Origin of the sequence: Bacillus sp. CH140a_4T (genome assembly GCF_008923725.1) — a bacterium.
GTDB lineage: Bacteria > Bacillota > Bacilli > Bacillales > Bacillaceae_G > Bacillus_A.
Genome location: NZ_WBPF01000005.1, coordinates 535,860 through 561,619 on the forward strand (window position 1 = coordinate 535,860; position 25,760 = coordinate 561,619).

22 protein-coding genes, 3 pseudogenes and 1 riboswitch are annotated in these 25,760 nt (G+C 34.3%); of the genes and pseudogenes, 6 read left to right on the forward strand and 19 right to left on the reverse strand.

From position 1 onward, the window contains the following. Window positions 1–9 precede the first annotated feature (9 nt). Complete coding sequence (gene satA, locus F8162_RS03795) at window positions 10–561, forward strand: streptothricin N-acetyltransferase SatA (protein WP_151634827.1); 552 nt, start codon at window positions 10–12, stop codon at window positions 559–561. Window positions 562–641: 80 nt separating this feature from the next. Here satA and menA read toward each other — a convergent pair whose 3' ends face one another. The 6 genes from menA to F8162_RS03825 all read right to left on the reverse strand — a co-directional run bounded on the left by menA (window position 642) and on the right by F8162_RS03825 (window position 6,604). After that, window positions 642–1,553, reverse strand: coding sequence for a 1,4-dihydroxy-2-naphthoate polyprenyltransferase (gene menA, locus F8162_RS03800; RefSeq protein ID WP_151634825.1), 912 nt, complete (start codon window positions 1,551–1,553; stop codon window positions 642–644). Window positions 1,554–1,748: 195 nt separating this feature from the next. Continuing rightward, on the reverse strand, window positions 1,749–2,633 hold the full coding sequence (locus F8162_RS03805) for an alpha/beta fold hydrolase (RefSeq protein WP_151634823.1): 885 nt from the start codon (window positions 2,631–2,633) through the stop codon (window positions 1,749–1,751). 167 nt (window positions 2,634–2,800) lie between these two features. Next, on the reverse strand, window positions 2,801–3,796 hold the full coding sequence (locus tag F8162_RS03810; RefSeq protein ID WP_151634821.1) for a glycosyltransferase: 996 nt from the start codon (window positions 3,794–3,796) through the stop codon (window positions 2,801–2,803). A 242-nt stretch (window positions 3,797–4,038) separates the two neighbouring features. Beyond that, window positions 4,039–4,974 (reverse strand): manganese ABC transporter substrate-binding protein/adhesin MntA, encoded by a 936-nt coding sequence (gene mntA, locus F8162_RS03815; protein ID WP_151634819.1) that lies wholly within the window; start codon window positions 4,972–4,974, stop codon window positions 4,039–4,041. 17 nt (window positions 4,975–4,991) lie between these two features. Next, complete coding sequence (locus tag F8162_RS03820; RefSeq protein ID WP_098662346.1) at window positions 4,992–5,858, reverse strand: metal ABC transporter permease; 867 nt, start codon at window positions 5,856–5,858, stop codon at window positions 4,992–4,994. After that, window positions 5,855–6,604 carry a metal ABC transporter ATP-binding protein gene (locus tag F8162_RS03825; protein WP_151634817.1) on the reverse strand — a complete coding sequence of 250 codons (750 nt, stop codon included), beginning with the start codon at window positions 6,602–6,604 and terminating at the stop codon, window positions 5,855–5,857. The genes F8162_RS03820 and F8162_RS03825 overlap by 4 nt, the downstream gene beginning before the upstream one ends. 322 nt (window positions 6,605–6,926) lie before the next feature. Between F8162_RS03825 and F8162_RS03830 the strand changes: the two genes are divergently transcribed. Next, entirely contained in the window at window positions 6,927–7,286 is a 360-nt protein-coding gene (locus tag F8162_RS03830) for an ArsR/SmtB family transcription factor (protein ID WP_151634815.1), read from the forward strand. 198 nt (window positions 7,287–7,484) lie between these two features. On the opposite strand, the gene F8162_RS03835 is transcribed toward F8162_RS03830, so the two are convergent. Beyond that, a complete protein-coding gene (locus tag F8162_RS03835) occupies window positions 7,485–7,673 on the reverse strand; it encodes a hypothetical protein (protein ID WP_151634813.1) in 189 nt (62 codons plus the stop codon). 292 nt (window positions 7,674–7,965) lie between these two features. Then, entirely contained in the window at window positions 7,966–9,057 is a 1,092-nt protein-coding gene (locus F8162_RS03840) for a glycosyltransferase (protein WP_151634811.1), read from the reverse strand. Window positions 9,058–9,910: 853 nt separating this feature from the next. On the opposite strand from F8162_RS03840, the gene F8162_RS03850 reads away from it, so the two are divergent. Beyond that, the gene (locus F8162_RS03850) at window positions 9,911–10,516 is read left to right on the forward strand and encodes a hypothetical protein (protein WP_225990139.1); all 606 of its coding nucleotides are present in this window, start codon (window positions 9,911–9,913) and stop codon (window positions 10,514–10,516) included. Window positions 10,517–10,651: 135 nt separating this feature from the next. On the opposite strand, the gene F8162_RS29220 is transcribed toward F8162_RS03850, so the two are convergent. The 11 genes and pseudogenes from F8162_RS29220 to F8162_RS03900 all read right to left on the reverse strand — a co-directional run bounded on the left by F8162_RS29220 (window position 10,652) and on the right by F8162_RS03900 (window position 23,445). Continuing rightward, complete coding sequence (locus F8162_RS29220) at window positions 10,652–10,777, reverse strand: exosporium leader peptide-containing protein (RefSeq protein ID WP_264158318.1); 126 nt, start codon at window positions 10,775–10,777, stop codon at window positions 10,652–10,654. Window positions 10,778–10,905: 128 nt separating this feature from the next. Further along, window positions 10,906–11,124: pseudogene (locus tag F8162_RS03855) on the reverse strand (SAM-dependent methyltransferase); the annotation flags it as partial. Between the two features lie 133 nt (window positions 11,125–11,257). After that, entirely contained in the window at window positions 11,258–11,857 is a 600-nt protein-coding gene (locus tag F8162_RS03860) for a DJ-1/PfpI family protein (RefSeq protein WP_151634806.1), read from the reverse strand. 55 nt (window positions 11,858–11,912) lie between these two features. Further along, entirely contained in the window at window positions 11,913–12,896 is a 984-nt protein-coding gene (locus F8162_RS03865) for a phosphotransferase enzyme family protein (protein WP_151634804.1), read from the reverse strand. Between the two features lie 52 nt (window positions 12,897–12,948). Further along, window positions 12,949–13,461, reverse strand: a pseudogene (locus F8162_RS03870) (GNAT family N-acetyltransferase); the annotation flags it as partial. A gap of 517 nt (window positions 13,462–13,978) precedes the next feature. Continuing rightward, window positions 13,979–15,298: an aspartate aminotransferase family protein gene (locus tag F8162_RS03875; RefSeq protein ID WP_151634802.1), complete on the reverse strand. Its 1,320-nt coding sequence runs from the start codon at window positions 15,296–15,298 to the stop codon at window positions 13,979–13,981. Between the two features lie 65 nt (window positions 15,299–15,363). Further along, the gene (locus F8162_RS03880; protein WP_151634800.1) at window positions 15,364–16,788 is read right to left on the reverse strand and encodes a sodium:solute symporter; all 1,425 of its coding nucleotides are present in this window, start codon (window positions 16,786–16,788) and stop codon (window positions 15,364–15,366) included. A gap of 23 nt (window positions 16,789–16,811) precedes the next feature. After that, the gene (gene speB / locus F8162_RS03885) at window positions 16,812–17,768 is read right to left on the reverse strand and encodes an agmatinase (protein WP_151634798.1); all 957 of its coding nucleotides are present in this window, start codon (window positions 17,766–17,768) and stop codon (window positions 16,812–16,814) included. 273 nt (window positions 17,769–18,041) lie between these two features. After that, window positions 18,042–19,415, reverse strand: a complete 1,374-nt coding sequence (locus F8162_RS03890) for a sigma-54 interaction domain-containing protein (protein ID WP_151634796.1) — start codon at window positions 19,413–19,415, stop codon at window positions 18,042–18,044. A gap of 249 nt (window positions 19,416–19,664) precedes the next feature. After that, window positions 19,665–20,870 (reverse strand): M20 family metallopeptidase, encoded by a 1,206-nt coding sequence (locus F8162_RS03895; RefSeq protein ID WP_151634793.1) that lies wholly within the window; start codon window positions 20,868–20,870, stop codon window positions 19,665–19,667. An 88-nt stretch (window positions 20,871–20,958) separates the two neighbouring features. After that, a riboswitch (SAM riboswitch) is annotated at window positions 20,959–21,060 on the reverse strand. A gap of 75 nt (window positions 21,061–21,135) precedes the next feature. Beyond that, complete coding sequence (locus F8162_RS03900) at window positions 21,136–23,445, reverse strand: AAA domain-containing protein (RefSeq protein WP_151634791.1); 2,310 nt, start codon at window positions 23,443–23,445, stop codon at window positions 21,136–21,138. 111 nt (window positions 23,446–23,556) lie between these two features. Here F8162_RS03900 and F8162_RS03905 point away from each other — a divergent pair, with 111 nt between their 5' ends. From F8162_RS03905 to F8162_RS03915, 3 genes and pseudogenes are all read left to right on the forward strand, one after another. Beyond that, window positions 23,557–23,949 carry a VOC family protein gene (locus tag F8162_RS03905; RefSeq protein WP_151634789.1) on the forward strand — a complete coding sequence of 131 codons (393 nt, stop codon included), beginning with the start codon at window positions 23,557–23,559 and terminating at the stop codon, window positions 23,947–23,949. Between the two features lie 285 nt (window positions 23,950–24,234). Further along, window positions 24,235–24,569 (forward strand): annotated as a pseudogene (locus F8162_RS03910) (hypothetical protein). 377 nt (window positions 24,570–24,946) lie between these two features. Further along, window positions 24,947–25,648 carry a CPBP family intramembrane glutamic endopeptidase gene (locus tag F8162_RS03915; protein WP_047956565.1) on the forward strand — a complete coding sequence of 234 codons (702 nt, stop codon included), beginning with the start codon at window positions 24,947–24,949 and terminating at the stop codon, window positions 25,646–25,648. Window positions 25,649–25,760 lie beyond the last annotated feature (112 nt).

Genomic DNA, 25,760 nt, shown 5'->3' on the forward strand with positions numbered 1-25,760 from the left:
GGTATCAAGATGAGCCTTTTAATTAGAGCGTTAGAAACAAATGATTTAGATAATTTCCCGGAGATTGATGACAGTTTTATAGTGAATGCACGGTTAATTCTTTCTCTTTCAAAAGTAAATAGACGCATAGAATATACAGTAGAAGACGCTCCGAGTTATGAAAAAAGTTATTTACAAAATGATAATGAAGAACTGGCGTACAATGAATATATAAATAAACCCAATCAAATAATTTACATAGCACTGTTACATAACCAAATCATTGGATTCATAGTATTGAAAAAGAATTGGAATCACTATGCTTACATAGAAGAAATAACGGTGGATAAAAAACATCGTACACTCGGGGTTGGTAAAAGATTAATTGGTCAAGCAAAGCAATGGGCAAAAGAAGGCAACATGCCCGGTATCATGCTTGAAACGCAAAATAATAATGTCGCAGCATGTAAGTTCTATGAAAAATGTGGATTTGTAATAGGTGGATTTGATTTTCTTATTTATAAAGGTTTGGATATGACAAGTGATGAAGTTGCAATTTATTGGTATTTTCACTTCGAATGAAAATGTTCTTAACGTTAAACAAACTCAAAATAAAACCCCAATCTCTCTACATTAAAATTGAGAAATTGGGGTTAAGTTATTTAAAACAGGTAACTAATTAATAATCCTGCTGATAATAAGAAGCCGAAAATCGTATTTGTCATCGCTGTCGATTTCATTGCAATACGCATATACCCAGGATCCTTTGCTCCTTTTTGGAAACTTTGAATGGCAGAGATTGGCTTTCTCAAACCTAGAAACATAACTAATGCCCAAGGGCTTATATAACCCATCAATACAATTACGACGATCCATACATAAGCAATGAAAAAGGCTACAGCTAGTGTTACTATTGCTTTTTCTCTCCCAAGGAGGATTACTAATGTCTTTCTTCCACCTTTAATATCTTCTTCGATATCTCGGATGTTATTCGACATGTTGATTGCACCGACTAAAATTCCAATTGGAATAGAAATTAATACACTTTCAATTGTTATCGTATTCGTTTGAATAAAGAAAGCGATGAGTACAAAGCATGTCCCCATTAACAATCCAGAAACTAGTTCTCCAAACGGAGTGTACGCAATTGGTAATGGACCACCTGTATATAAATAGCCAACCGCCATCCCAATTAAACCGATAACGACTAACCACCAACTGCTATTCATACAAATATAAACTCCAATAATTGCTGCTACTACATACAATAAAAGTGCAACTGTTAACACATTTTTTGGTTTCAATCCGTGACGGACAATTCCGCCACCGATGCCAACAGAATCAGCGGTATCTAATCCACGTTTGAAATCATAGTACTCATTAAATAAGTTCGTTGCGATTTGCAATGCTAAACATGCAACCATCATCGCAATAAATAAAAGCCAATCAATTTCGGCAACATAAAGTGATGCCACGGTCCCTAAAATTACAGGAGAAAACGTCGCCGTTAATGTATGCGGGCGCGTCATCTTCCATATTAATTTAGCGGAACTAATTTCTTTTTCATTCCCCATAACTCTGTTCAATCTCCCAACATTTTAAGTATAAATTACTAGCAGTATCTTTCTATCTATGTTCTGCCACGCATCTATTATATCAAAAAAAGAATTGGTGATAGAACTGTAATGCTCTTGCTTATCCCTCTATCACTCTTGAATTAAGTTTTTCAAAAGAAAGTCCGTTGCTCACATTCGAACAACGGACCTTCTTTATATGAACCAATGTAAAACATCCTCAGCAATCTCTTCTGGTCTACCCCAATGCATTAGGTGCCCTGTATCTGTGTAAAGCTTAGTCGTAATATCAATATACTTCCTAAATTCCGCTATTTGTAATTCTCTTATTTTCAAATAATTATCTGGAAGATCGCAATACAATAATAAAATATTGCATTTAATTTTATGAGATTTCAACGTTCTATACACCGTATATTGAAATTTAATTACACTTCTAGCGGTATCGCCATTAGCATGCCATTTCACTTTATTATCTTCTTCTCGCATTAAATCATAAACCGCACGTTCTATTAATGGTGACCACCTGCTGTAAACCATTTTTTCTGATTGGATGAATGCTTCTTTACTGTCAAAAATGTATTCATCAAAATCTTTTTCGTAATGGGTGATTTCTTCTTCTAATGATCGCGGTGGACACTCTCCTTCTTTCGCACCTTTATATAGATTCGCAAAATAATTTGCATTCATTTTCCCATGATGATAACCACCATCTAACAAAACAATTTTATTCACTTTTTCTGGACATTCTGCTGCATAGTGAAGCGCAACACTTGCTCCCCATGAATGTGCTACTATATGAAATGTTTCTTTTCCTATCCGCTCAAGTAATGCTACTACCCAATTTGTTAAATTGGATGCACCGTAATCTTCATCCTTCTCAAAACTTGGTGTTTTCCCATGTCCAGGTAGATCAAACGATACGATATGATAATTATCCTTTAAAAGTTCCGCTATTTCGATAAAACTTAATTTTGTACTTCCTAAACCATGAAAACAAATGATTTGAGGATTACTTTTATCTCCCCATTCACAAACACTTGCTTCATATTCACCAAATTCTACAAAAAAGTGATTCATTTTTAATCTCCTCTAATTATTAGATGTAAATTAGTTTGAATGCAAAATTGTTTTTTCAGAATAAATAAATTCAATAAAATTATCCAAACCCCTTTTTCGCAAATAATTTTTATAGAATACGAGAGTTAGAAAGCACCAAACGCTTATCATTAAAATTAATGGTTAGACTACATCTTCACGTCTATGAAATTAATGTAGCTTAATAGTTGTAATATACGTCTATCATATGTGTGATTTTTCAAAGTACGTTCCAGTCCATTTTTTGCTATTTGATTTCTTTCTTGTACATGTTCCAAATAATACTCCGCTTTTTGTATAAACTCTAGTGCACTATTAAAAGTTTCTATTTCAACACCTGGTATGTAATGCTTTACTACATCTGGTCGTATATCAGTTAGTTGAAAAGAACCTACGGCATTAATTTCAAACGTCCTATTATTTACTGAATACGCTTGGATATTTGCAGCATTACAATTCAATTCCTTATCACTTGGTGAACGGTGTAAATTTATATTGATTTTAGTCGATACGTAAAATTGTAACGCATCTTCATACTTCGCAAGTGGCAAGAGTTGTATTTTATCCTTTAATCGTTCATAATTTTTCAGCTTTTCCCAACCGAACCCCACAATTTTTATGTTTTTATCTACTAAATACTCTGAAATAGAATCAACAAAAGCAATTCTATTTTCAAATGCTGTACCTATAAAACTAAGATCATATTTATAGGTAACTTCTTTCTGAGAAGGTTTAAACACATGTTGATTTGCTGCTAACGGGAGATGAAACACATTCTTACATCCTATCCCTCTATAAAACTTGATACAATTTAAATCTTGCGTAAATATGTAATCATAATACGGAACAAGATTTTGTGTTACATCCGTATAATACGGATCATCTGTCAACCAAAGTCCAGTAGTAAAACCTGCACTCTTTAGGACCGGCATGACATTAATGCATCCCTCGCTTAAACCACTTAGTACCAAAATAAAATCCGGTTTCATTTTTAATGCGGTTTCTATCGCTCGTTCTGGATTCACCATAATTGTATTGCTGTTTACCTTTTGTAAACTATTCAAAATAGCTTCTTCGATCATTGGGTAATAAAAAGGAATGCCTGATTGAATAAATAAAATTTTCTTAGGAGTAGTGTCTTTCATGTCATTCCCCCTATTTCTACATAATTAAAGTACAGGAAAATTATCCGTCTTTATTCATTTTCATAACATCTTCTTTTATATTTATAAGCACTGTTTATGTCCATTATGTTGCATTCCCTCATTTCACAGGCTAACGAAATTTTTGTATTCTAGATTGCCATAAAAGAAGAAAAAGCCAACTCCTAGGAGCTGGCTTTTCTTCTCTTATCTTATAAAACTTCAATAGTTACACTAGCTAGATTTTACTTTTGTAACCCATTAATAATGGTATCTGTATTCCATTTCATCATTTTCAAGTAAGTATCTCCATCCTCACCTGATTTACCTAGTGAGTCTGTAAAAATTGTACCCGCAATCGGTACGTTTGTTTCTTTTGAAACAGTTTCCATACTACGTCGATCTACACTTGTTTCAACAAATAAAGCCGGAACTTTGTTTGTTTGAATTAAACTTACAACATCTCTAATTTGATCTGGCGTACCTTGATTTTCTGAGTTGATTTCCCAAATGTATCCCGTCTTAATATCATATGCTTTTCCAAAATATTTAAATGCACCTTCACTAGAAATTAAGAAACGTTTTTCCTCTGGGATTTGATGAATTCTGTTCACAGTTTCATCATGTAGCTTTTGAAGTTCCGCTACATACTTGTCGGCATTTTTAGTATAGAACTCTTTATTTTTAGGATCTTCTTTAATTAATGCTTTCTTCACGTTTTCAGCGTATACAATACCATTTTTAATGTTCATCCATGCATGTGGGTCTGGTTCTTTTTCTAATCCTTTTGTTTCTAAATAAATAGCTTCTACACCTTCACTTACTTTATAAACCGGTGCGTCTTTCTCTGATTTATTTGCCGTTTTCAATAACTTTTTAAACCATGCGCCGCCCTCTTCAAGGTTTAAACCATTGTAAAACACCATATCTGCATCTGTCATTTTCATAACATCTTTTGGTAGTGGATCATATTCATGCGGATTAGCCCCAATTGGAACAAGACTATGAATCTCAACTTTATCCCCACCAATTTGCTTCACCATATCATATATAATAGAGTATGTAGTTACAACTTTTAATTTCCCACTACCCTCTTCTTTCCCATTTGTGTTACTAGAACACGCTGTTAATGCAAATACGAAAATACAAATTACCGATAATAAAAAATTTTTAAATTTCATCTTTATCCTCCAATCAATTATGACAACTCTGCTCTATTTTTTCTAATTTTAATAGCTCTCCAAAATAAACCTTGTGACGGTGAGAAAAAGAATGCCAATGCGAACAAGAATGTTGCAACAAGAACAATCGTTGCACCTGAAGCAAGATTATAAGAGAAACTAAAATATAGCCCTACTACAGATGAAAGTGCACCAATGCCTGCCGCTAAGTAAATCATGACCCATAAACGGTTTGTTAATAAATACGCTGTAGCCGCCGGTGTAATAAGCATAGCGACAACTAAAATAATCCCTACAGTTTGAAGTGAAGCAACTGTAACCATTGTAAGAAGAATCATTAAGCCGTAATGAATCCATTTGTTCGGCAACCCATAACTTTGCGCCATCGTTGGATCGAAAGTAGACACGAGTAGTTCTTTATAAAACAGAATTACAAGACCAATAATGACAACTCCAATAATAAGTGTCATCCACATATCAGAAGAACGAACTGATAGAACATTCCCAAATAAAATATGATACAAATCCGAACTACTCTTCATAAACGTAATTAAAATAATCCCTACAGCGAAAACAGATGTAAACATAATCCCTATCGCCATATCATGTTTAATTCGACTATTTTGACTTACAAACCCAATTCCGACTGCAGTAATAACTCCTGTTAAAACCGCTCCTATGAAATAGTTCATACCAATCATATAAGAAAGTGCTACCCCTGGAAGAACAGCATGTGAAATGGCATCCCCCATTAAAGCCATACCTCGTAAAATAATAAAACATCCAATTACACCGCAAATTACTCCTACCATAACGGAAGTTAATAACGCCTTCTGCAGAAAACCGTACTGCATTAATGCATCTATAAATTCTACAATCTTCATGATGAATGTACCTCCGCTGCATTATTAAAGAATATCCCTTGATTCACATACGCTTTTGACATAACAGTTGGTTCTAATACTTGCCTTACTTCTCCGTAATGAATTAAGCTCTTATTCAATAATAGTAATTTATCAAAATAGGACTCTGCTTTACTTAGATCGTGATGTACAACAACAATCGTTTTCCCTTCTGTACGTAATTCTCTAAGAATTTTAATAATTGTCTCTTCACTTGTTACATCAATTCCAACAAATGGTTCATCTAAGAAAAATATCTCTGCCTTTTGTGCTAACGCTCTCGCTAAAAAGACACGTTGTTGTTGTCCACCTGAAAGCTCACCAATTTGACGATTTTTAAACTCTTCCATTCCGACCTTTTTTAAACATTCAAAAGCCCAATCCCGATGTTCTTTCTTCGGTCTTTTCATCATACCTAAAGATGGATACGTTCCAATTAGCACGACATCTATAACTGTGATCGGGAAATCCCAATCTATATCACTCCTTTGCGGTACATATGCAACATGTTTTCTAGCGCTCCGAATATCCTCTCCAAGAACTTGAACGTATCCCTTATCATTTGGGATTAAATCTAAAACAGCTTTCATTAAAGTAGATTTTCCTGCTCCGTTTGGACCAATAATTCCAACGAGTTTCCCTTTTTCAATATCGAAGGAAACATTTTGAACTACTTGATTCCCTTGATAAGATACATACAAATCTTTGACAATTATAGCCTCATCCATTTTTTATGCGTTCCCCTTTCTTTTTTTCATCTATGTAATTATTTTGCGCTAAGGCAACTTCCAAACAAAAAAATATAATGCGAATGTAAATTCACACCAAAGTTTCCCTGAGGAAACTTTTTTCTATGAGTCAAATTATATAAGCTAGATACAAATTTGTAAACTGCTTTTTATTACTTTATGAATATATTGAGAAAAGTTGCCTCTAAAAAACAAAAATATCAAACTTTTCTCAATTCATTTCGACACACATATTAGTCAATGCTAATATGAATAAAGAATAACATATTAGTAATCGCTAATACGAATGGAGAGGATACAATTGTACAACTCAAATGATTCAGATGTAAAAGCCAAGTTCATCCGTGGCTTTGCTGATAAAACAAGATTACAAATTCTTCAATGTATGATGGATGGTGAAAAAACAGTATCTGAAATTGTGGAAATCACTCAAGGAAATCAGTCAAACGTATCTCAGCACCTAAACTGTTTAAAAGGATGCGGAATCATTTTAGGCAGACAAGAAGGAAAATACGTCCACTATTCCTTACGCAATAAGCAAATTGAACAGTTACTCACTATGTTTGATGTCGTTTTTCATGAAGTACAAAATGAAGTAGCGTCATGTGATAAAAACGATGCTTGTTTATCTCAAAAAGGAGAAAACACTCATGACAGATAAGGACGAGAAGGTAAAGAAATGATGGTTACTCCGACACCGATGCCAAGTGCTTAATATAACCAAAATATCAATTACACTAAAAAACAGCCATATTGATGGCTGTTTTTTAGTGTAATTGATTGTTGCTATTTTCTCAAACTATAAAGAGACTACTATAGACAGTCGTAAAAAGTTTATTTGTTCCATATTTTCTTCGTATTATGAAACAACCTCAAATTTCAAGGTATTTCGATTTACTACGATATATTCACCTACTGTTTTATTCATTACTAGAGAGACTTCCTTAGTATGTGTGATTTCAAAACTATCTTTTTGTATATCCACTAATAATTTTACTTCCACATCACTTTCTCCATATTTTAAACCACTATAAGATAATTTTCCCATTAATCATCATCCTTTTTTATATTAACTATCTCTATTGTATTATATATTATTGAAACCTATAAAAAAGCAACAATCTTTATAATCTGTATCCTTTGTAAAGGACATTTTACATAAATAGGTTCGTTTCATTATAGAAATGTGATAACTTAATATTCGTACCCTTTCTCAATAGCATTAGTTTTGAATTCTGTTCAATGCTAGATATTCTGAATAAACAAAGGCGAAGTCTTCAAAGAGACTCCGCCTTTTCAGTGCACAATGAACTTCAACAATTACTAGCTACTCTTGACTGTTAATCAGTAATCACTAACTCCTCGATTACTTTCATATTATTAAGGGTCTCCTCATCCGCTGGTAAGAAACTAAGAACCATTTTATTATGATGATAAGTCTGTTTATAGTCTTTTAGTTGAAAGTAACAAAAAGCTAATTGCTTATGCGGTAACCAAGTTTTAAAGGGTTTTTGTTCGATGAAAAGAGCAGAATGAGCTGAAGGTGCTTCTATAGCTTGTTTATACCAATAAACAGCTTGAGAAAATTGATTATTCTTAAGAAAAAATTCACCTAGGCGACAGCTGAATTCGGGTTGAGGAACATCGTATTCTAAAGACTGAAATGTGATTTCTTTTTCTTTTTTAAAATTTCCGATTAGATGATAACAACTTGCTAATTTATGCATAACAAAAAGCCTGTGTTCTAATTGAATATCTTTGTAGTCTAGGAACTTGTTATAAAATTCAATAGCCTGTTTATATTTTTTATGTTTATGTAATTCTCTGGCATAATGAAATATATCGTGAACCGTCATTTCCCCTTTATTTTCTTTCAAAAATTGTTCATACAGTTTGAGATTTCGATCTGATTCATTATTAGTATAATTTTTTTTATGGGTGACTATGATGTCACTGTCGAGAGAATTATACTGATCTTGAGTACTTAGATTTTCATGAACAACTCCGTGCCATTGAAAATTTTTACTTCTTTTAACTAATCTATTACGGCGAATACTTGTTAAAATATTATTAAATTTATCAATTTCTGCATGATAAATCATAGAAACCGCATCAATGTTTTGAGCGAGTGATTGTTTTAAATTAAGTAGCTTTTTACGTTCTTCTGGTAAAAGTATATCATCTGCGTCTAACCATAAAATATAATCCATTGAAGCTTGTTGGAAAGAATAGTTTCGAGCTGCTGAGAAATCATTTATCCATTTAAAATCTAAAATTTGTTTCGTCCATTTACTAGCTATTTGTTTCGTTTGATCCGTTGAGCCTGTATCTACAATAATCATTTCATCTGGGATACCTTTAACTGATTCTAAACATCTATTAAGAGTTTTTTCTTCATTTTTTACAATCATACATAAACTAATTGTAACCATCTGAACACCTCTGTTATAGATATCTTTCTTTAATTCGAAGGCTTTACCTATACCTTAGTACCTAAACGAATCTCAATAAGTGGGGATATAAGTAGTTCACGTTGTGGTTCTCGAACTGATCTTATAGCACTCATTTCAAGAACCCTATTCCGCCGTATTCACATCATCTAATATCTCTGCTCCATTTTTACAATCATCTAAATTGGCACAACATCTACTCCATATTGTTTAACTTTATCAAGGTTTATCCAGTTTTCGAGAATGATCCGTCCACAACCTAAATGGAGCTTTTTCTCTTCCATAAAATCACCTCATTTTAGTTTATTTTTATTAATGTTGTTCAAAAAAAATGCTACATGTAATTTTCAAATGAGATATTGGATTAATTTTGAGTACAATCCATGACCCAAAAGCTAAATACGGAATCATAATGGAATCAATTATTGCCAGCATACTATCTAACTGTATAAATAAAGTTATGAACTATACCTGATCAAATGCCACTCCTTGCAGAATCTCATGTGAGTTAAACTCATTTCTTCTGACATACGTCACCTCCACAAATTACTTATCATACCTAATAAATACAGTGGGATGACAAAATGACATTAACAATGGCTACGGCTCTCTTTTTCTTATCAATACTAGATATAATTTAACATAGTAAAATAATAATCGGATGAGAGTCCAATACATATTATTAAAATTACGATGGGTCAAGTCGCAGGAAGACACCACACATAATTAATAAATCACTTTATACGTCTAAAAACTTTAAAAGCCGTTCCAAATAAAGGACAAGTTGCATTTATTAATAATGACTCTACTAATGAAAGGAGAATTGTTTAATAGGATGGGTAAATACAACTATTACGAAAAATATAATAATTGCTCATGGAATAAACAACGCAAACAATATCATTTTGAGGATTGTAACGATTATTCATCATATAAAAAATGTGATGATCCTTATATTAAAGTGCATGTAGATTGTTGCAATTCTAACAGAGAGAATACACGGGAATCAGCATTCAGGGCTACTAGTGCTACTAACCAAGCAGTTGCAGCAAATGAAACAATCCAAGTATTATATCAAAATGAACAATTTGATTTAGCAAATGAATATAGTACTACTACATCCAGCTTTATTCCTAAAAAAGATGGAGTTTATAACATTATAGGATCTGTTCATTTTCAACCAACTGTTCTAACCACTCCTTATCAAATAAATGTATCTATTTCAGTAAACGGTGTGTCTATAGGCCCCGATAAAGAAAGCCATGGTGCAGTAAATGTAGGAACTATTACAAGAGATAACATTGTAGAAACTGTTGATATCTTGCAGCTAAACGCCGGAGATGTAGTTGAAGTTGTTGCTGTGTCTAGTTTAGCTGGTCTATTCTTAGCTGGTAACGGAACACGTTTTGCAGCATCTAGAATTCCATCTCCTGCCAACTAACAAATACAGTAATTCAAATTGTGAAAGGCACCTTAGGGTGTCTTTTTTTATCGAAAATGAGATGAAATATGCAAATTACGATATGAGTATTCATCGTCCGACTAATCACGGATACGTCTTTACTTAGATTGTTCATTACGTAGATATGTACCGGTCCTGTTTGTCCTGTGGAATAAGTGGGATTGTCGGACCAATTAAATTTGGATCAAATGCCACTCCTTGCAGAATCTCATTTGAGTTAAACTCATTTTCTTCTGACATACGTCACCTCCGCAAATTACTTATCATACCTAATAAATGCAGTGGGGTGACAAAACGATAATAATAAAAGCTGCGGCTCTCCATTTTTATGTCTCTTTTTATATATTAAAAACTATAGCGTTAATGACTTACCGTTTAATCGCATCAATAATTAACGATGGGAAACCAAGTGGATCTCCTTGATTTCTAAAATCATATCTTTTTGAGCGGAAAATAACGCCATCATTCGCATCCCATTCTTTGTAATAAAATTGCCCATTTTCATCACAATACTCAAGTAAAACCACCTCAAATCCAGCAGTTTCAAACATTTTCGTTAATGTTTTATTATTATGAACGATTTTATAGCGAACACGATGAACGTGCGGAAGTGTAGAAGGACATACTCATATACTTACTACTTTTTTTATTAAAAAGCTACTCCTTCGATGTGGTCTAGAACAAGCCCCCTATAATTAAGCCAGTAAAAAAGAATTCAAATTATCCCCAAACAATCCCTCGCCGCTCGTATTCCATTCTATATTCAACTGCAGCTGCAATTTTGGAGCTTGCAAACCTTTCCGTAATCCAAAGACCTAAGTCAACTCCTGAAGTAACCCCTCTTGCAGTGATAATATCACCTTGATCTACAATTCTATAAGGAAGAAGTTCAGCTCCGTATTTACTGACTTCATCTTGTGCCAAATGATGCATCGTCACCTTTTTACCATTCAATATACCTGAGGCTGCTAGCAGCATACCTCCTGTACAAACTCCAGCAACAATGGTTCCTTCCTTATGCATCTCTCTAATCGTTTTAGTCAAAGTTCCAAGCTCAGCTTGCTTTCTTGCCCCGTACTCAGCTTTATGATTCCAGCCACCACCAGGTACAATTAACAGATCCGGGCGATTATCCATTCGTAAAAAATCATGTAGTTTAACCGTAACTCCAAACGAGGTAGTAACTTCTCGTTTTCGTTCACTTGATACGAGTTCAACTGTAAACGGGGCGCCTTCTTCTATTGCCCTTTTCAGTACTTCAAAAGGTGCAAAGGAGACAAGCTCTCCGAAACCGTCAAACAATACAATTTGTATTTTCATTTTTAGAACACCTCATACGCTTTCTTTTTCGCATCCAAAATTAGGAGAGTAAATGTTATCTACAAATTAACAATGACGACAGTCTTTCTCCTCTTATTTTATAAGCTCTCAAATGTTTCTCTAATTCTCTCTCATCACCTAGTAAACTCATCGTCTTTTTAACAAAATTCCAATTTAAACTACCGGATAACCATAGCAACGAAGAAAGTCTTTCATACTCATTTGAAGTTAAAATGTTACTAGCTTTATACCCTTCTAGAAATGCTTTAGCAACTTTTGGACATACTTCATGCGACTCTATTCCTTCTGTCCGGGAATACCATTTTATTAAATAGGCTAAACCTTCAATACGATCTACATATCCAATCGATTCAAAATCTATAATTCCTTTTACACATTGATTTGAATCCCATATGACATTTAAAGGATTTAAATCAGTTTGTACGATAAACTCTAAATCACTCGTATGTGCGCATTCTATATGGTACTTAGCGAGCTCTATATACCCTCGCAATTCCTTACATGTACTGCTCTTATTTTCTAACAGCTTTATAAACTCACCATATCCATCTAAATGAGATTTCTTTTGAAAAGTCAAGCTTTGAAACATACTAGAAATATCATGTATCTTTCTTGCTTCCTTTCCAAAAACTTCTGCCATCGTTTCTGTACAATGAGTAATATGTTCTCCTTCAATCCAAGTAGACAATACAAATTGGTACTGTTCATCATTCCAAGTAACAAATATAAATGACTCTCCCGCCCTATTCTCCTTAATCTGCATAAATGGAATTCCATGCTCTCGTAAATAATACGTAAACCGTACTTGCTCTTTCAATTGTTCATTAGATAACGTCCCAAAGGCTGGATTACTTATTCGATCGCTATTTATAAACCGTGCGGAATATCGTTCTCCATTTACGATGATTTTATAATGCAAATCTGTATGCCAACTGTTCTTATGTAATTCTTCTTCTACTACTACTGTATGAATTTCTTTAAAATAATTTATTACTACGTCTTTTATTATTTGTTTCACCTTATTCTCCTTCCATGTAAAAACCTTTGATGATAGGCTAAATACACTTAATTTACTCAAAAGGAAAATAATATCCTACATAATTAAATACATTTGTAAAACCTACATTCTCTACAACGGCCACAGAAGGCTTATTTAATTCCATGCAGTCCCAATATGGAATGATATGATTCTCCAAACATTCTTTTACAAAACTATGAGCTATCCTTTGAGCTAATTTTCTACCTTTGTGACCTTCTATCGTTTCAATATCTATACAGTGTATATTTTCAAAAACGAATCCTGAAAAACAAACACTTACAATCATGTTGTCATAAACAATACAATAACCTATTCCCTCATTAAAAAATTCATCCGTTGAAGACCAAATTTCTAAAATTTTTGATTGTAAAAATTCAATATTCTTCAATACGTTCCCTTGATTTTCATAGAGAGCTTTACTCATTTTTAGCACTGTATACCCTTGTTCAATTTTAGGTTCATGATTACCCTCATAATCCTCTTCCTTGAGCGTATACACTCTTTGATTCCAACTCTTTACTTTACGATGTTGAAATATTTTTTCTTCTTAATCCAATTAACTACTTTATCTATCTCTAGTGGTGTTTTCGTATTATTGTTTGTCACTATTTTTTCGATATTCAAATGCAAAACGAATTGATGGGCATGGACTTTTTCTCAAAAATCTCATAAAAAAAGGGAGTAGTCAAATCGAGGAAGCTTTCGCTTTTTTCATGTATAATGATTGTACTAATTCTAGGTGGTGTCTCGGACGACTTCAAAGTATTAGTATAATCATTTTCACCTTTATTTTTGTTATTTTATAAAAACAGTTTCCCATCCTTTGTTTTTAAGATATCTGCAAGGAATTAAACCAAGCTTTATTGTTATAACAATAAAGCTTGGTTTGGGATATATATGTAACTACTTGGAAACTATCAATTCAGTCTTATAGTTCTCATTAGGACATCCACAACCTACTTCTTTTATTTTCAAAACAAGTGGATGCCATTTACATAGTGTACTATACCATTCTCCTCCTTTTTCTCCCTCAATATAACGAAATCTATTATTTTTTAATTCTACACAAAAACCTTCAACTCTTCCTCATATTCTGTAAGTGCCTCATCTAAAATTGCTAACCCATCATCAATCTGATCTTTGTTTATAGAAAGCGGTGGAATCATTCGAATTACTTCACTTGAATTTCCACAGAAGTAAAATAGTACACCTTTTTTTAATGCGATGTCTAATATTTTAAATAATCCCTCACCATTAGGTGTACCTGTTTCAGGGCTAATAATTTCAATTCCAATCATTAACCCAACAGCTCGTATACTTCCAATAACAGAATGTTTTTGTTTTAAGTTATACAATTTCTGAACTGCGTAAGCACCCATTTCTCTCGCATTTTCAACCAGCCGTTCTTCTTTCATTACCTCAAGAGTTGCCAGTGCCGCTGCACATGCAATTGGATTCCCTCCGAAAGTTGTACCATGTGTTCCTAATGGCCACTCCTGCATCAACTCTTTCGACGCAACCGTTGCACTAAGAGGTAATCCTGATGCAATTCCTTTTGCGATTGCCATAATATCTGGTGTTACTCCAAATGTTTGTGCTGCAAACCATTCACCTGTACGACCAAATCCTGTTTGTACTTCATCAAAGATTAATAGAATTCCATGCTGATTACAAATTTCACGAACTTTCTTTAGCCACTCAGCTGGTGGAACAATATATCCCCCTTCCCCTAGCACAGGCTCTACAATTACACATGCAACTTCTTCTGGTGTAACTTGATGATTAAACAGAGTTTCAAAATCTCTTTCTAGTTTTTCAACACAGTGTTTCTCAGGATCAATACCTTCCGGACAATCTTTAATATTTGCATATGGAATTTGATACGTTAGCCCATTAGGTTGCAAAAACTTACGATATTTACTTTTGGAAGTTGTTACACTTAATGCCCCCATTGATCGCCCATGGAAACACCCTAAAAAAGAAATAACATACGGTCTTTTTGTCACATATTTTGCTAACTTAATCGCCCCTTCAATCGCTTCTGTACCACTATTTGCAAAAAAGAAACAATCTAACTTAGGAGGCAATACCTTCCCAAGTTCTTCCGCAAGACGTAAAATTGACTCATACATGATAACTCCAGATGGGCCGTGAGTCAGACACTCTGCACTATCCTTAATTGCTTGTACGACCTTTGGGTGACGATGTCCAACATTGGTCGTTGCAATACCTGATGTAAAATCAAGGTATTTCCTCCCATCTAGCCCAAAATAGTAACATCCTTCTTCTTTCACGACCGGTAAATTCGGATGGTCTTTTGCCATACTTGGTGCTAGTAATTGTGGCATTCTTTCAATTAAATGATTCCAATTTGTAGTCATTTGAACTCCTCCTTATCATTGTACATCAGTTTCCCATTACATATAAAAATCATTGATTCATCTGCTTATGCATCTGCATCTGCATTTGTATGCTGTTCTTTCCACTCTTCATATTTTTCAAATTCTGGTGACGTTAAATACGAAATGATGAAAATTGATAAAACACTACATACCATCCCATATAAGATTGGATCTGTAGCCGAAAGACCTTGTACAATTAAACCAACTATCGTGACAATTGCACTTAAAATAATAGAGTAAAATGCCGCTTTGTCTGTTACGCGTTTCCAAAACAGCCCTAAAATTATCGGAAAGAATACCGATCCAGATAATATTGCATATGCAACATCTAACGCTACAATAACATCCTGAATCCAGACAGCGCTAATTATTACGAATATTCCGATAATTAACGTTAAAATTCTTGAAGTTCTAATTACAGCCTTTTCACTCATATTCTTAGATGTAGTACTTTTTATTATGTCGTTTACAATTAATGTTGAAGACGCTAATAGTGTTGCAGATGCAGTTGACATAAGAGCTGAAACAACACTTGCAATGACAATCCCTAATAAGCCTACTGGTAAAATTGTAATGGCCATTGTTATAAACGCACTTTGTGGATCACTTAAATTCGGAAAAACTACAGCAGCGCACATACCAATTATACTGATTGCAACAGCATATAAAAGACAGTATACCCCTGCGCCAATTGTACCTTTTTTCGCAATCCCTACAGTCTTGGCAGTAAAAATCCGCTGCCATATATCTTGGCCGATTAGTACCCCTAAACAATATAAGAGAAAGTACGAGAAAATTTTATCTCCACCAATGTTGGCTATTTCAAAATAACTATGTGGTAATTTTTCTTGAAGAGCAGACCAACCTCCAGCCTTCTCTAAACTAAGAGGTAACATAATTGCAAATACTCCAATTGTCATTACAATAAATTGAAATATATCGGTCATCGTTACAGACCACATGCCTCCCAGTAATGTATACATAACAACTACACTGCCGCCTAATAACATACAAAGTTTAATATCCCACCCTAGTAGTACATTTAATATAGTCCCCATTCCAATTACTTGCGTTACAGTAATCATCGTTACATATATAAATGTAATCAATGAAGTAATTACTCTTGTTTGTGAATTAAAACGTAACCCTAACAGTTCACTGATTGTAATTATTTTAAATCTTGATACTCTCTTCACTAAAAATATTCCTAATAGAATAATTCCGATTCCAATCATAACAACGAGCCATATCCCTGAAATACCAAATTCATATCCTAATCTTGCAGTTCCAATTGTAGATGCCCCACCAAGAATTACTGCGGCTAAACAAGCTAGATACATTACTAAACCTAAACTACGACCAGCAACCATAAAATCTTCAGATGTTTTTGCTTTCCTTGCCCCTATAAAACCAATACCAATAATAATTATAAAATAACCAGCCATTAGTAATATATCTACTGTATTCATAACATCCTCCTTTTCAATACATACTATTTTAGCCTTACTAAATTACGTCTTTTTTGCATCGCTACAAGAGTAATCATTTCATATGCAATACTTGATGCTGCAATTGCTGTAATTTCTCCACTATCATACGCAGGTAACACTTCGACTAAGTCAAATCCAGCAATATGTAATCCATCTAATCCTTGCATAAGTTCCACTGCTTCAATCGTTGTAGGTCCACCAATTTCAGGCGTTCCCGTTCCGGGTGCGTATGCAGGATCTATAAAATCAATATCAAATGAAACGAAAGTCACTGCATCCTTTACTCGTTCATGAATTCTCCGTAACACTTCTGTATATCCAATTTTCCGCACTTCTCTCATTGGGATAACTTCAAAACCTAACTCTCTTGCATCCTCTATATCATTTGGTCCATACAAAGGACCACGCATTCCTACTTGAATAGAATGATCGACATTAATAAGCCCTTCTTCAACCGCCCGTCGAAATGGAGTTCCATGCATATATTTTTCCCCATAGTAATGATCCCATGTATCACTATGCGAATCAAAATGAACAAGAGCTATAGGGCCAAATTTCTTTGCGAATGCTCTTAAATTTCCTAATGAAATAGAATGATCCCCGCCTAATATAATAGGTACAATCCTTTTTTCTAATAAAGGTGTTAAACCTTCTACGATGTTGTCATATGTACGATGAATATTACCAGGTACAATATCTAAATCTCCATAGTCTACCCCTGAACAATAATCAAAAATATCAATTGCCTGATCTGGATTATATGGACGTAATAAACTTGAAAAATTCCGAATATGATTCGGTCCTAAACGCGCTCCCACACGATACGACTGTGCAGTATCAAAAGGAATTCCTAGCACTGCAAAATCTACATTTTCAGTAGTATTTTTTTGTTCTAGTCTCATAAACGTTTTCACTCCACAAAAACGAGGTGACATAGCAGAGTCCTTAGGTTTATACATCTTCTCACTCCTACCATTTATTTTTCTACAACTTTAAATAAAATAAATCTTACATTAGGATATTCTTTGCCTCATACTCATAAAGGTTGACTTATCAATTTATCCCCTACTTATTTTTCTTGTGCTAAATCTTAAAGCATTGAAAATAAGTATTGATATAAGGCAATGTTCTCTCCTCCTTTGTATTGTTTATTAATGCAACTATCATGCCAATTTAGAAAAAAGAAGAAGATGGACGAAAATATTTCATCCATCTTCTCACAATTCATAACTTCAATTTATCTTATACTTCTTCAATTTTCTTACTACAGAGGGCTGACTTATCGCTAAATTCTCTGCTATTTTCACAGTCGTTTTATATTTTCTCTTAGCATCCAATAATACTTGCTTCTCTACCATTTCTAGTATTTCTGTAAGAGTTTGAGACGATTTTGTAACGAATTCATCACCACTCTTAGATTTATAGTAATCTGGTATATTTTCAATCGTAATAAGCTTTGAATGTGATGTAATCACGAGCCGTTCTATTATATTCATTAATTCTCTTACATTTCCTTTCCACTTTTGCTGTAATAAAATTTGTATGACCGCCTGATCCAATTCCCTCTCCCTTTTATATTGAGTACAAAATTTATTCAAAAATAAATAAATCAAATTCATAATATCTTGAGGTCGTTCACGTAATGGAGGAATCAAAATTGGTACAACGTATAAACGAAAATATAAATCTTGTCTAAATTTTTTATTCTCTACCAGCTCTTCTAAATCACGATTTGTTGCGACAATAAGCCGAAAATCTGCATTCTTCAGCTTTGTTCCACCAACTCGATAAAATTGTCTTTCTTCAATTAGCTTAAGAAGTTTTACTTGTTGTTCAAGTGAAAGCTCTCCTACTTCATCAAGAAACAAAGTTCCCCCATGAGCAAGTTCTGCAAATCCGGGTTTTCCATTTTTTTTCGCCCCTGTAAAAGAGCCAGCTTCATACCCAAAGAATTCAGCCTCAAATAAAGACTCAGGTATAGCAGCACAATTGACTTCAATAAAAGGTCCATATGTTCTTGGACTTTTATCATGAATATAACGAGCAATAGCTGTTTTTCCTACTCCTGATTCTCCAAGTAGAACTGTATTTACATCCACCTCTGCAACTTGATGTATTGTCTCCATTGCTTTATACATAGCAGGATCATCGGCAATTAACCCTACTGATGTAATTTTTTCACGCAGTGCAAGTTGAGCTTCCTCTTTCACACGTTCCAGTTCCTCTTGCATATGATCTAAATATTTCTGAATTTCTATCAAATCCGAAACATCATAAGAGTAGCTTACAACTCGATATACTTCGCCTTCCTCATCCAATAAGGGTACTCCCGTTACTAGCAATTTATTTCCTGTCTTTGTAAGCTGAACAACTGTGATTTTCTCTCTTTTTTGTATGATTAACGGTGTCACAATCGGAGTAATAATACCTGTTCGTTCCAATTCATAAATAGAAGCACCGATTAAACTTTCATACTTAATTCCATATCTATCAGCGGTAAATTGTGTCGCTTTTAGAATCGTCCCATTTACATCTGTTACGATTAAATCATCCATTAAAGATTCCAATATCGTCTCTGTTTCAGAAATAAATTCTGTATATAACAATTTTTCACCACCGTTCAAAATAAAGAAAATTCAATCTATTTATTAATGAATATTTTATTTGATTTTGTATAGAAATGTAAAGCATAAACTTTCTCATAAATGAAAGAAACAAGGTAAAAAAGCATAAGAAAAAGGCGACTTTCCGTTCAAGTTTGAACGAAAGGTCGCCTTTTTGCATTGTGCATATGTTTTACGAAATGAAAAACGTAAGCTTTTCATTTCCCTCGTCAAATTCACTCCTTTTTTTATCTATCCCTGATTCCTCTGCACCTCTCTAAACTCCTCCTTCACTTTCTCTAACAACCCTTCTTCCGTAATTAATCGATACGCTGTATTTGCTAGTGCTTTTGCCGATGTAATTAATGCTTTATCTCCAAGTTCTGAACGTGCTGCTTCTCTAAATTCATTCGTATGTGCAATTAAATCGTCTGGACCAATTTTAATGTACGGATGAATTGTTGGTACGACTTGACTGACGTTTCCTGCGTCTGTTGAGCCGATGCCAAATCTTTCTTTCTGATTTACGTCTTCACCTTGTAATTCTAGTTCTTCGGCTACGACGTCATTAAATGTTTTTGTTACGAGTAGTTCATCGATTTCATTTTGGAATTGATGAATTTTCACTTTCGTACCTGTTGCTAACGCTGCTCCTTCTGCGATGTTTCTTACTTTCTCTGTTACTTCCGCACATCTCTGTCTCGTTGCTGCGCGGATGAAGAATCTTGCTGCGGCGTAGTCTGGAATAATGTTAGGTGCTTTTCCGCCCTCAGTAATAACGCCGTGAATTTTCACATCTGACGGAAGTTGTTGGCGAAGTGCGTTAATGCTGTTATACAGCTGGATAATCGCATCTAATGCGTTAATTCCTTCTTCTGGTGAAGCTGCAGCATGAGCGGTTTTTCCGTAGAAATGAAAATCAAATGGATTGACTGCTAGTGAAGGACTCGTTGTCGCTGTTTTTCCGCTCGGATGAATCATAAGCGCCGCATCAATATCTTTAAACAAACCAGCCTTTACATAACTCGCTTTTGCACTACCGTTTGGTCCTCCTTCTTCAGCTGGTGTTCCAAACACGACAACTTCTCCCCCAATTTCTTCAAGCGTTTCTGATAATGCGATTGCTGCTGCAACGCTAATTGTGCCAATTAAATTGTGACCACACGCATGACCGAGTCCTGGTAAAGCGTCATACTCAGCTAAAAATGCGATAACTGGTCCTTGTTTTCCTGAACTTTTTCGCGCGATAAAACCTGTTTCATGTCCTGCTATATTGTGCTGTAGCTGAAATCCTGCACTCCCTAGTAATAAACTTAGTGTTCGTGATGCATAAAACTCTTGGTTACCAATCTCCGGATTCGCATGAATATCGTGACTCGTTTCTATGTACTTTTCCTTATTTCTTTCTATGCTCTCTTCAATTATTTTTCTTTGTGACGTTACTCCTGTCGCTCCCATTTTTCTTCCCCCTTATATTTTCACGTAAAAAAGCCTCTTTCTAAAAGATAGAAAGAGGCTTCTGCATATACAGTCAAAATGAGCTTCTTTCTTATCTTTCAAGTTACCTTGCTGGAATTGGCACAGTATTCATAACGAATCCGCTGCCGAGGTATCATAGGGCCAGTCCCTCCACCTCTCGTGATAAGAATTTTCATAAAATTATATTAAATTACATTCATTCTAAGTTCATTCCGATTAAAAGTCAAGGAATTCCTATCCGAATTTACCGAATATCTAAAAATCCTTTTAATACACCAATTGTTTCTGGTGCTTGCAGTCTTGCACATACGTACGGAAATTCCGTACTACCTTCAAATATCATTTGTGATGTGAGCGGTGCGCCTGCCCAAAAGATTTCATCATCGATTACGATAAACGGGAATGCTTTATTTTGCCTTTGTAACTTTACGTTTTTCAATGGAACTGGTCCATCACTATACACCGTTATTTGCGCATTTGTACGCATTAACGCTTGCCATACTCGTTTATCCACTTGCTTTGTACTTGGTAGTGAAATAATGATTTTTCGTTTTGCGGCTAAAATATCTTTCAATAACCCCTTCGGCTCTTCAAGATTCATTTCCATAAACCAACGTAAACGTTTCGAAATTTTTCGTTCCCACAATTGTCTTGATGTCGTACGATCATACACATCTCCGTGACGTTCTATATGAGCTGTTAATTGTGATAACGCTTGTTTTCTCGAAAGGTTTTTACGCATATAATGGCAATCCGATAATTGAATGAACTTCCCTCTCGCTCTCGTTACTGCAACGTTGACGAGGCGATGGTTTTTATGGTCAAAGAATAACACGCCAGGTCGTTCTTGCGGATAACTATCCACTGTATCAAATATAATCATATCTCTTTCAGACCCTTGAAACTTATGAACTGTCGCTGCTAAAACTGGTATGTTTTGATATTTCGTTCTCTGCAATATTTCCCTGATACACGTTGATAAAAAGCGGGATTGTGCCCTGTAAGGTGTAACAACACCGATCGATTGAACACCGTCTAATAGTCCGATTAACATCATTTGCATCGCTACTAAACCAGACATAATATTAAAACGTGACCCTGAAGCAGCGTCTTTTAAAGAAAAGGCTCCCATTAAACTCGTATCAAATAAAACACTTGCCTCATTTGCGAACGGTTGCAATTGCGCAAGTTCTTTACGTTCTGAAACAGACGGATGATCGTATACTCTATTTTTATAAATAAATGAATTTGTAAACTTCGATATATCCGCATGCATACGTCTTTGTTCCTGCAGCATAAAGAGGTTTGGATGTGCTTCTGATTTATTAACAGACTCAACAATTCCGGCATGGTAAAACATATCTTCCCCGAGCCATTTCCGAACGAGTTCATGATTCGCCATCGCAATTGGAGGTAACTGTAAAAAGTCACCACATACGACGATGCGTTTTCCAAGTGAAGCAGCTAATGCAATTTGCGGAACATATGCCATACTCACTTCATCTACGACAACTAAATCAAATGTACGCTCATAAATAAGTGAATCAATGGCACATTTCGATAATGTTGCGCCGATTACTTTCGCATTTTCAATGTATTCTTTTTCTACTTCTTTAATTTTCGCTTTTTGCTTTCGAAGATCACTTTCAATCTCTTGTATACGCTTCTTATCAGCAGAAGTCGCTTTATATGATAAAATCTTTTCACGAAGATCTTGTCGTGTCTCTTCTAAATAGAGTCTTTCTTCTCCCCAAGATCCGTTCGTCGTTTCAACTAGCTTCGACGTAAGTAATGTTTCATGATTTCGTATATGTTCATGTTGACTATAACCGTAACGAACAATTTCGCCAGGTGTCCATTTCTTTTTCTTCTCAATTTGCTTCGTTACTTCACTCATTAATACGTCCACTGCCGCATTACTATGAGCTAACACAAGTACCGATTTTCCTTTTTGATAATGCGCCGAAATAATACGTGATAAATTGTAAGACTTCCCTGTTCCAGGCGGTCCCCACACGTACGTTGTCGGATTGTAAAACGAACGATACGCCAATTCATTTTTCGGATTTTTCATCTTCTCAATATGTTTCGGACTGCTCGTCCCATCAACAAGACGCTTTATACGATTACGTTTTAACTTATCTTTATGTGCCTCTTTCAATCGCTCTTGTAGTTGCTCTAGCAATTGCCACGGTTCACTGTATAAAACAGCTTCTCGTATTTCACCTTGTATATAATCATTTAATTTCAGTTCTATTTCTAATCCGTGTACAGATAATACTTCCCCTGTCGCTTCCTCACCATCAAACTCAATTCGAATTGGTGAACCTTCCGGTAAGCTTACTTCCGAAATAAGCTGAAATACGTATACTGTACTTTCATAATCTGTATATAAAAAACGACCGTTCATGATAGAAATTTTACTACCACCTATCGTTTTCCAATGTTTAATTTCATACGCTAATGCATAATGCCACTCTTTCATCGTTGCCGATAATGAAGGAGTTTGAGTAGGTGTATTCATCGTATAATCTCCTTCCTTCTCCCCAAACATACTTTCTCACTATACCATATAACACGCTAAAATTTGTAAGGTTTTTATCTTGCTTATTTTCTTAATTTTCAATAAAATATTGTGTATAATTTTCAGAAAGAAGGAATCTACATGCCAGTTAGAAGAATTGAACACGTCGGACTTATGGTCGCAAACTTAGAAACATCTATTTCATTTTATGAGGAAGTAGTTGGCTTACAACTCATTAAACGTATGGGGCATCCGAATCCAGACTTAAAACTCGCTTTTTTAGGTGTAGAAGAATCGAAGGAAACGATACTCGAACTCATTGAAGGCTACAACTCTTCTCTTCCGGCAGAAGGAAAAGTACATCACATTTGCTTTAAAGTGGATTCATTAGAGGATGAGATCGAAAGACTCAAGAAACACGAAATAACTTTTTTACTAGGAGAAGAAATTGAAACATTACCAGATGAAACACGTTACATATTCTTCGCAGGTCCTGATGGAGAATGGATTGAGTTTTTTGAAACGGAGAGATAAAGTGAAACTTTAATCAGTGGGGTTTTGTTCATCCCCCACTGATTATTAGTTAAACCAATCGGGCTTTTACGGGCAGTTGATCCCCCATCTAACTTCTTTGCTTTCGCTGAATTTTGAGGTGGGGGTCTTACTGCACGTTAAATGCGGGATAAAGTAAAGCTTTATTGTGCGGGATAGAAAAAGAACCGGAATTCCAGCCCTTGTTTTTAACTAGTAACAATAAAACATACCTTCAATCCGAAAACTCACCTATATTAAAAACAATCATTTTGTTAGGAGTAAAGAATGGTAAATACAATCTATATTATTATTTTTTGGATAGTTATACTATTTCCAATCCTGTATGTAATCAAGATAAAGCATTGGAATTTAAAAGTAGCTGCCGTATTTATTGGAAGAATTCTATTAAGTATTATCTTTTTCATAAATGGAATAACTTTAGGAATGCAACGAAATTGGTCAGAGCCTCCCTATGAAACAGAATGGAATTTCTTTATAAAGTCTTTATAAAGTCTTTATTACACGGTAAAACTGATGCACTTATACACTTGTTACTTCTAATTATTATCATTACTTTAGATTTAGCAGTTATATTTTATAATAATAATAAAAAGAAATAGGATGTTCTCTCCTATTTCTTTTTTTAATGGGGTAGCGCCACATGCCCATCAACTTAAGAAAAATAAACACCCCCAAAACCAAAAAGAGATGACTTTTCCAAATAACTAACTGCAGAGCAAGAAAATTTTCATTTTGGGGGTACTTCAAAACCTTAGCTTGATAGCGATGGGGTACCGTCAGGAAAATGCGGAATAAACATGGTGCACCTGGAAGAAAATTTTAATATAAGATAATATTAAAATTTATTATTTTTACAAACCTTAAGTTATAATTAAACTATAACTAAAAATTCAAAATGAACATTCATAACATAGTTTTTTTATTATTCATCAAATTTCTCAAAACTCTACAATAAAATATAAAGGACTTAACATCTATGACTAATTTACATAATCAAAGTCTAATTTCATGGAAGCAATTTATTTTAGGATCACTATTAATATCTTTTTTTGCACCAATGATTTTGGGAATTTCATTAAAAATAGTATTCTCATCACATGCAATTAAACAATCATTCAATAATTCTAGTTTGGAGATATTGGAAAATTTTTCATTAGATTTCGCTATACTTTTAGTTACCCTTTACTTTATTTTTAAATATAACCCTTTTTATAATCTAATATTATCTACACTTAACATTAAATCCCTAAATCAAGGTAAGACATATTTATATATTTTGATCGCAAATATAAGTACCATTCTATTGGCTAATGCAACCAATCTCATCTCAAATGATTCTGCAAATATACAAGCAACAAATTTAGGGATAGAAACATTACCCGAACAATCTTTCACAATATACATGATTGCTATATTATCAATTGTATTATTGGGACCTGTTTTTGAAGAAATCTTTTATCGTGGGATTATTCTTAGATTTTTAGAAATCAGGTATTCTTTTTTTACTGGGTTAATTATATCCAGTTTATTATTTGGTTTAGCCCATGACTATGACTTTGTATTCATTATTTTTGCAACCTTATCAGGGATAATTGATGGGTTACTTTATAAAAGAACTAACTCTATAATCCCAGGAATAATTGGACATATAACATACAACTTATATACATTTATATAATCGTAATGAAGGAATTGAAGAAAGGCACCTTTGGGTGTCTTTTCTTTATGCATTAGGGGTCACCATACATGCCCATAAACTTAAGAGATTTTAATACTCTTAAGTACTAAAA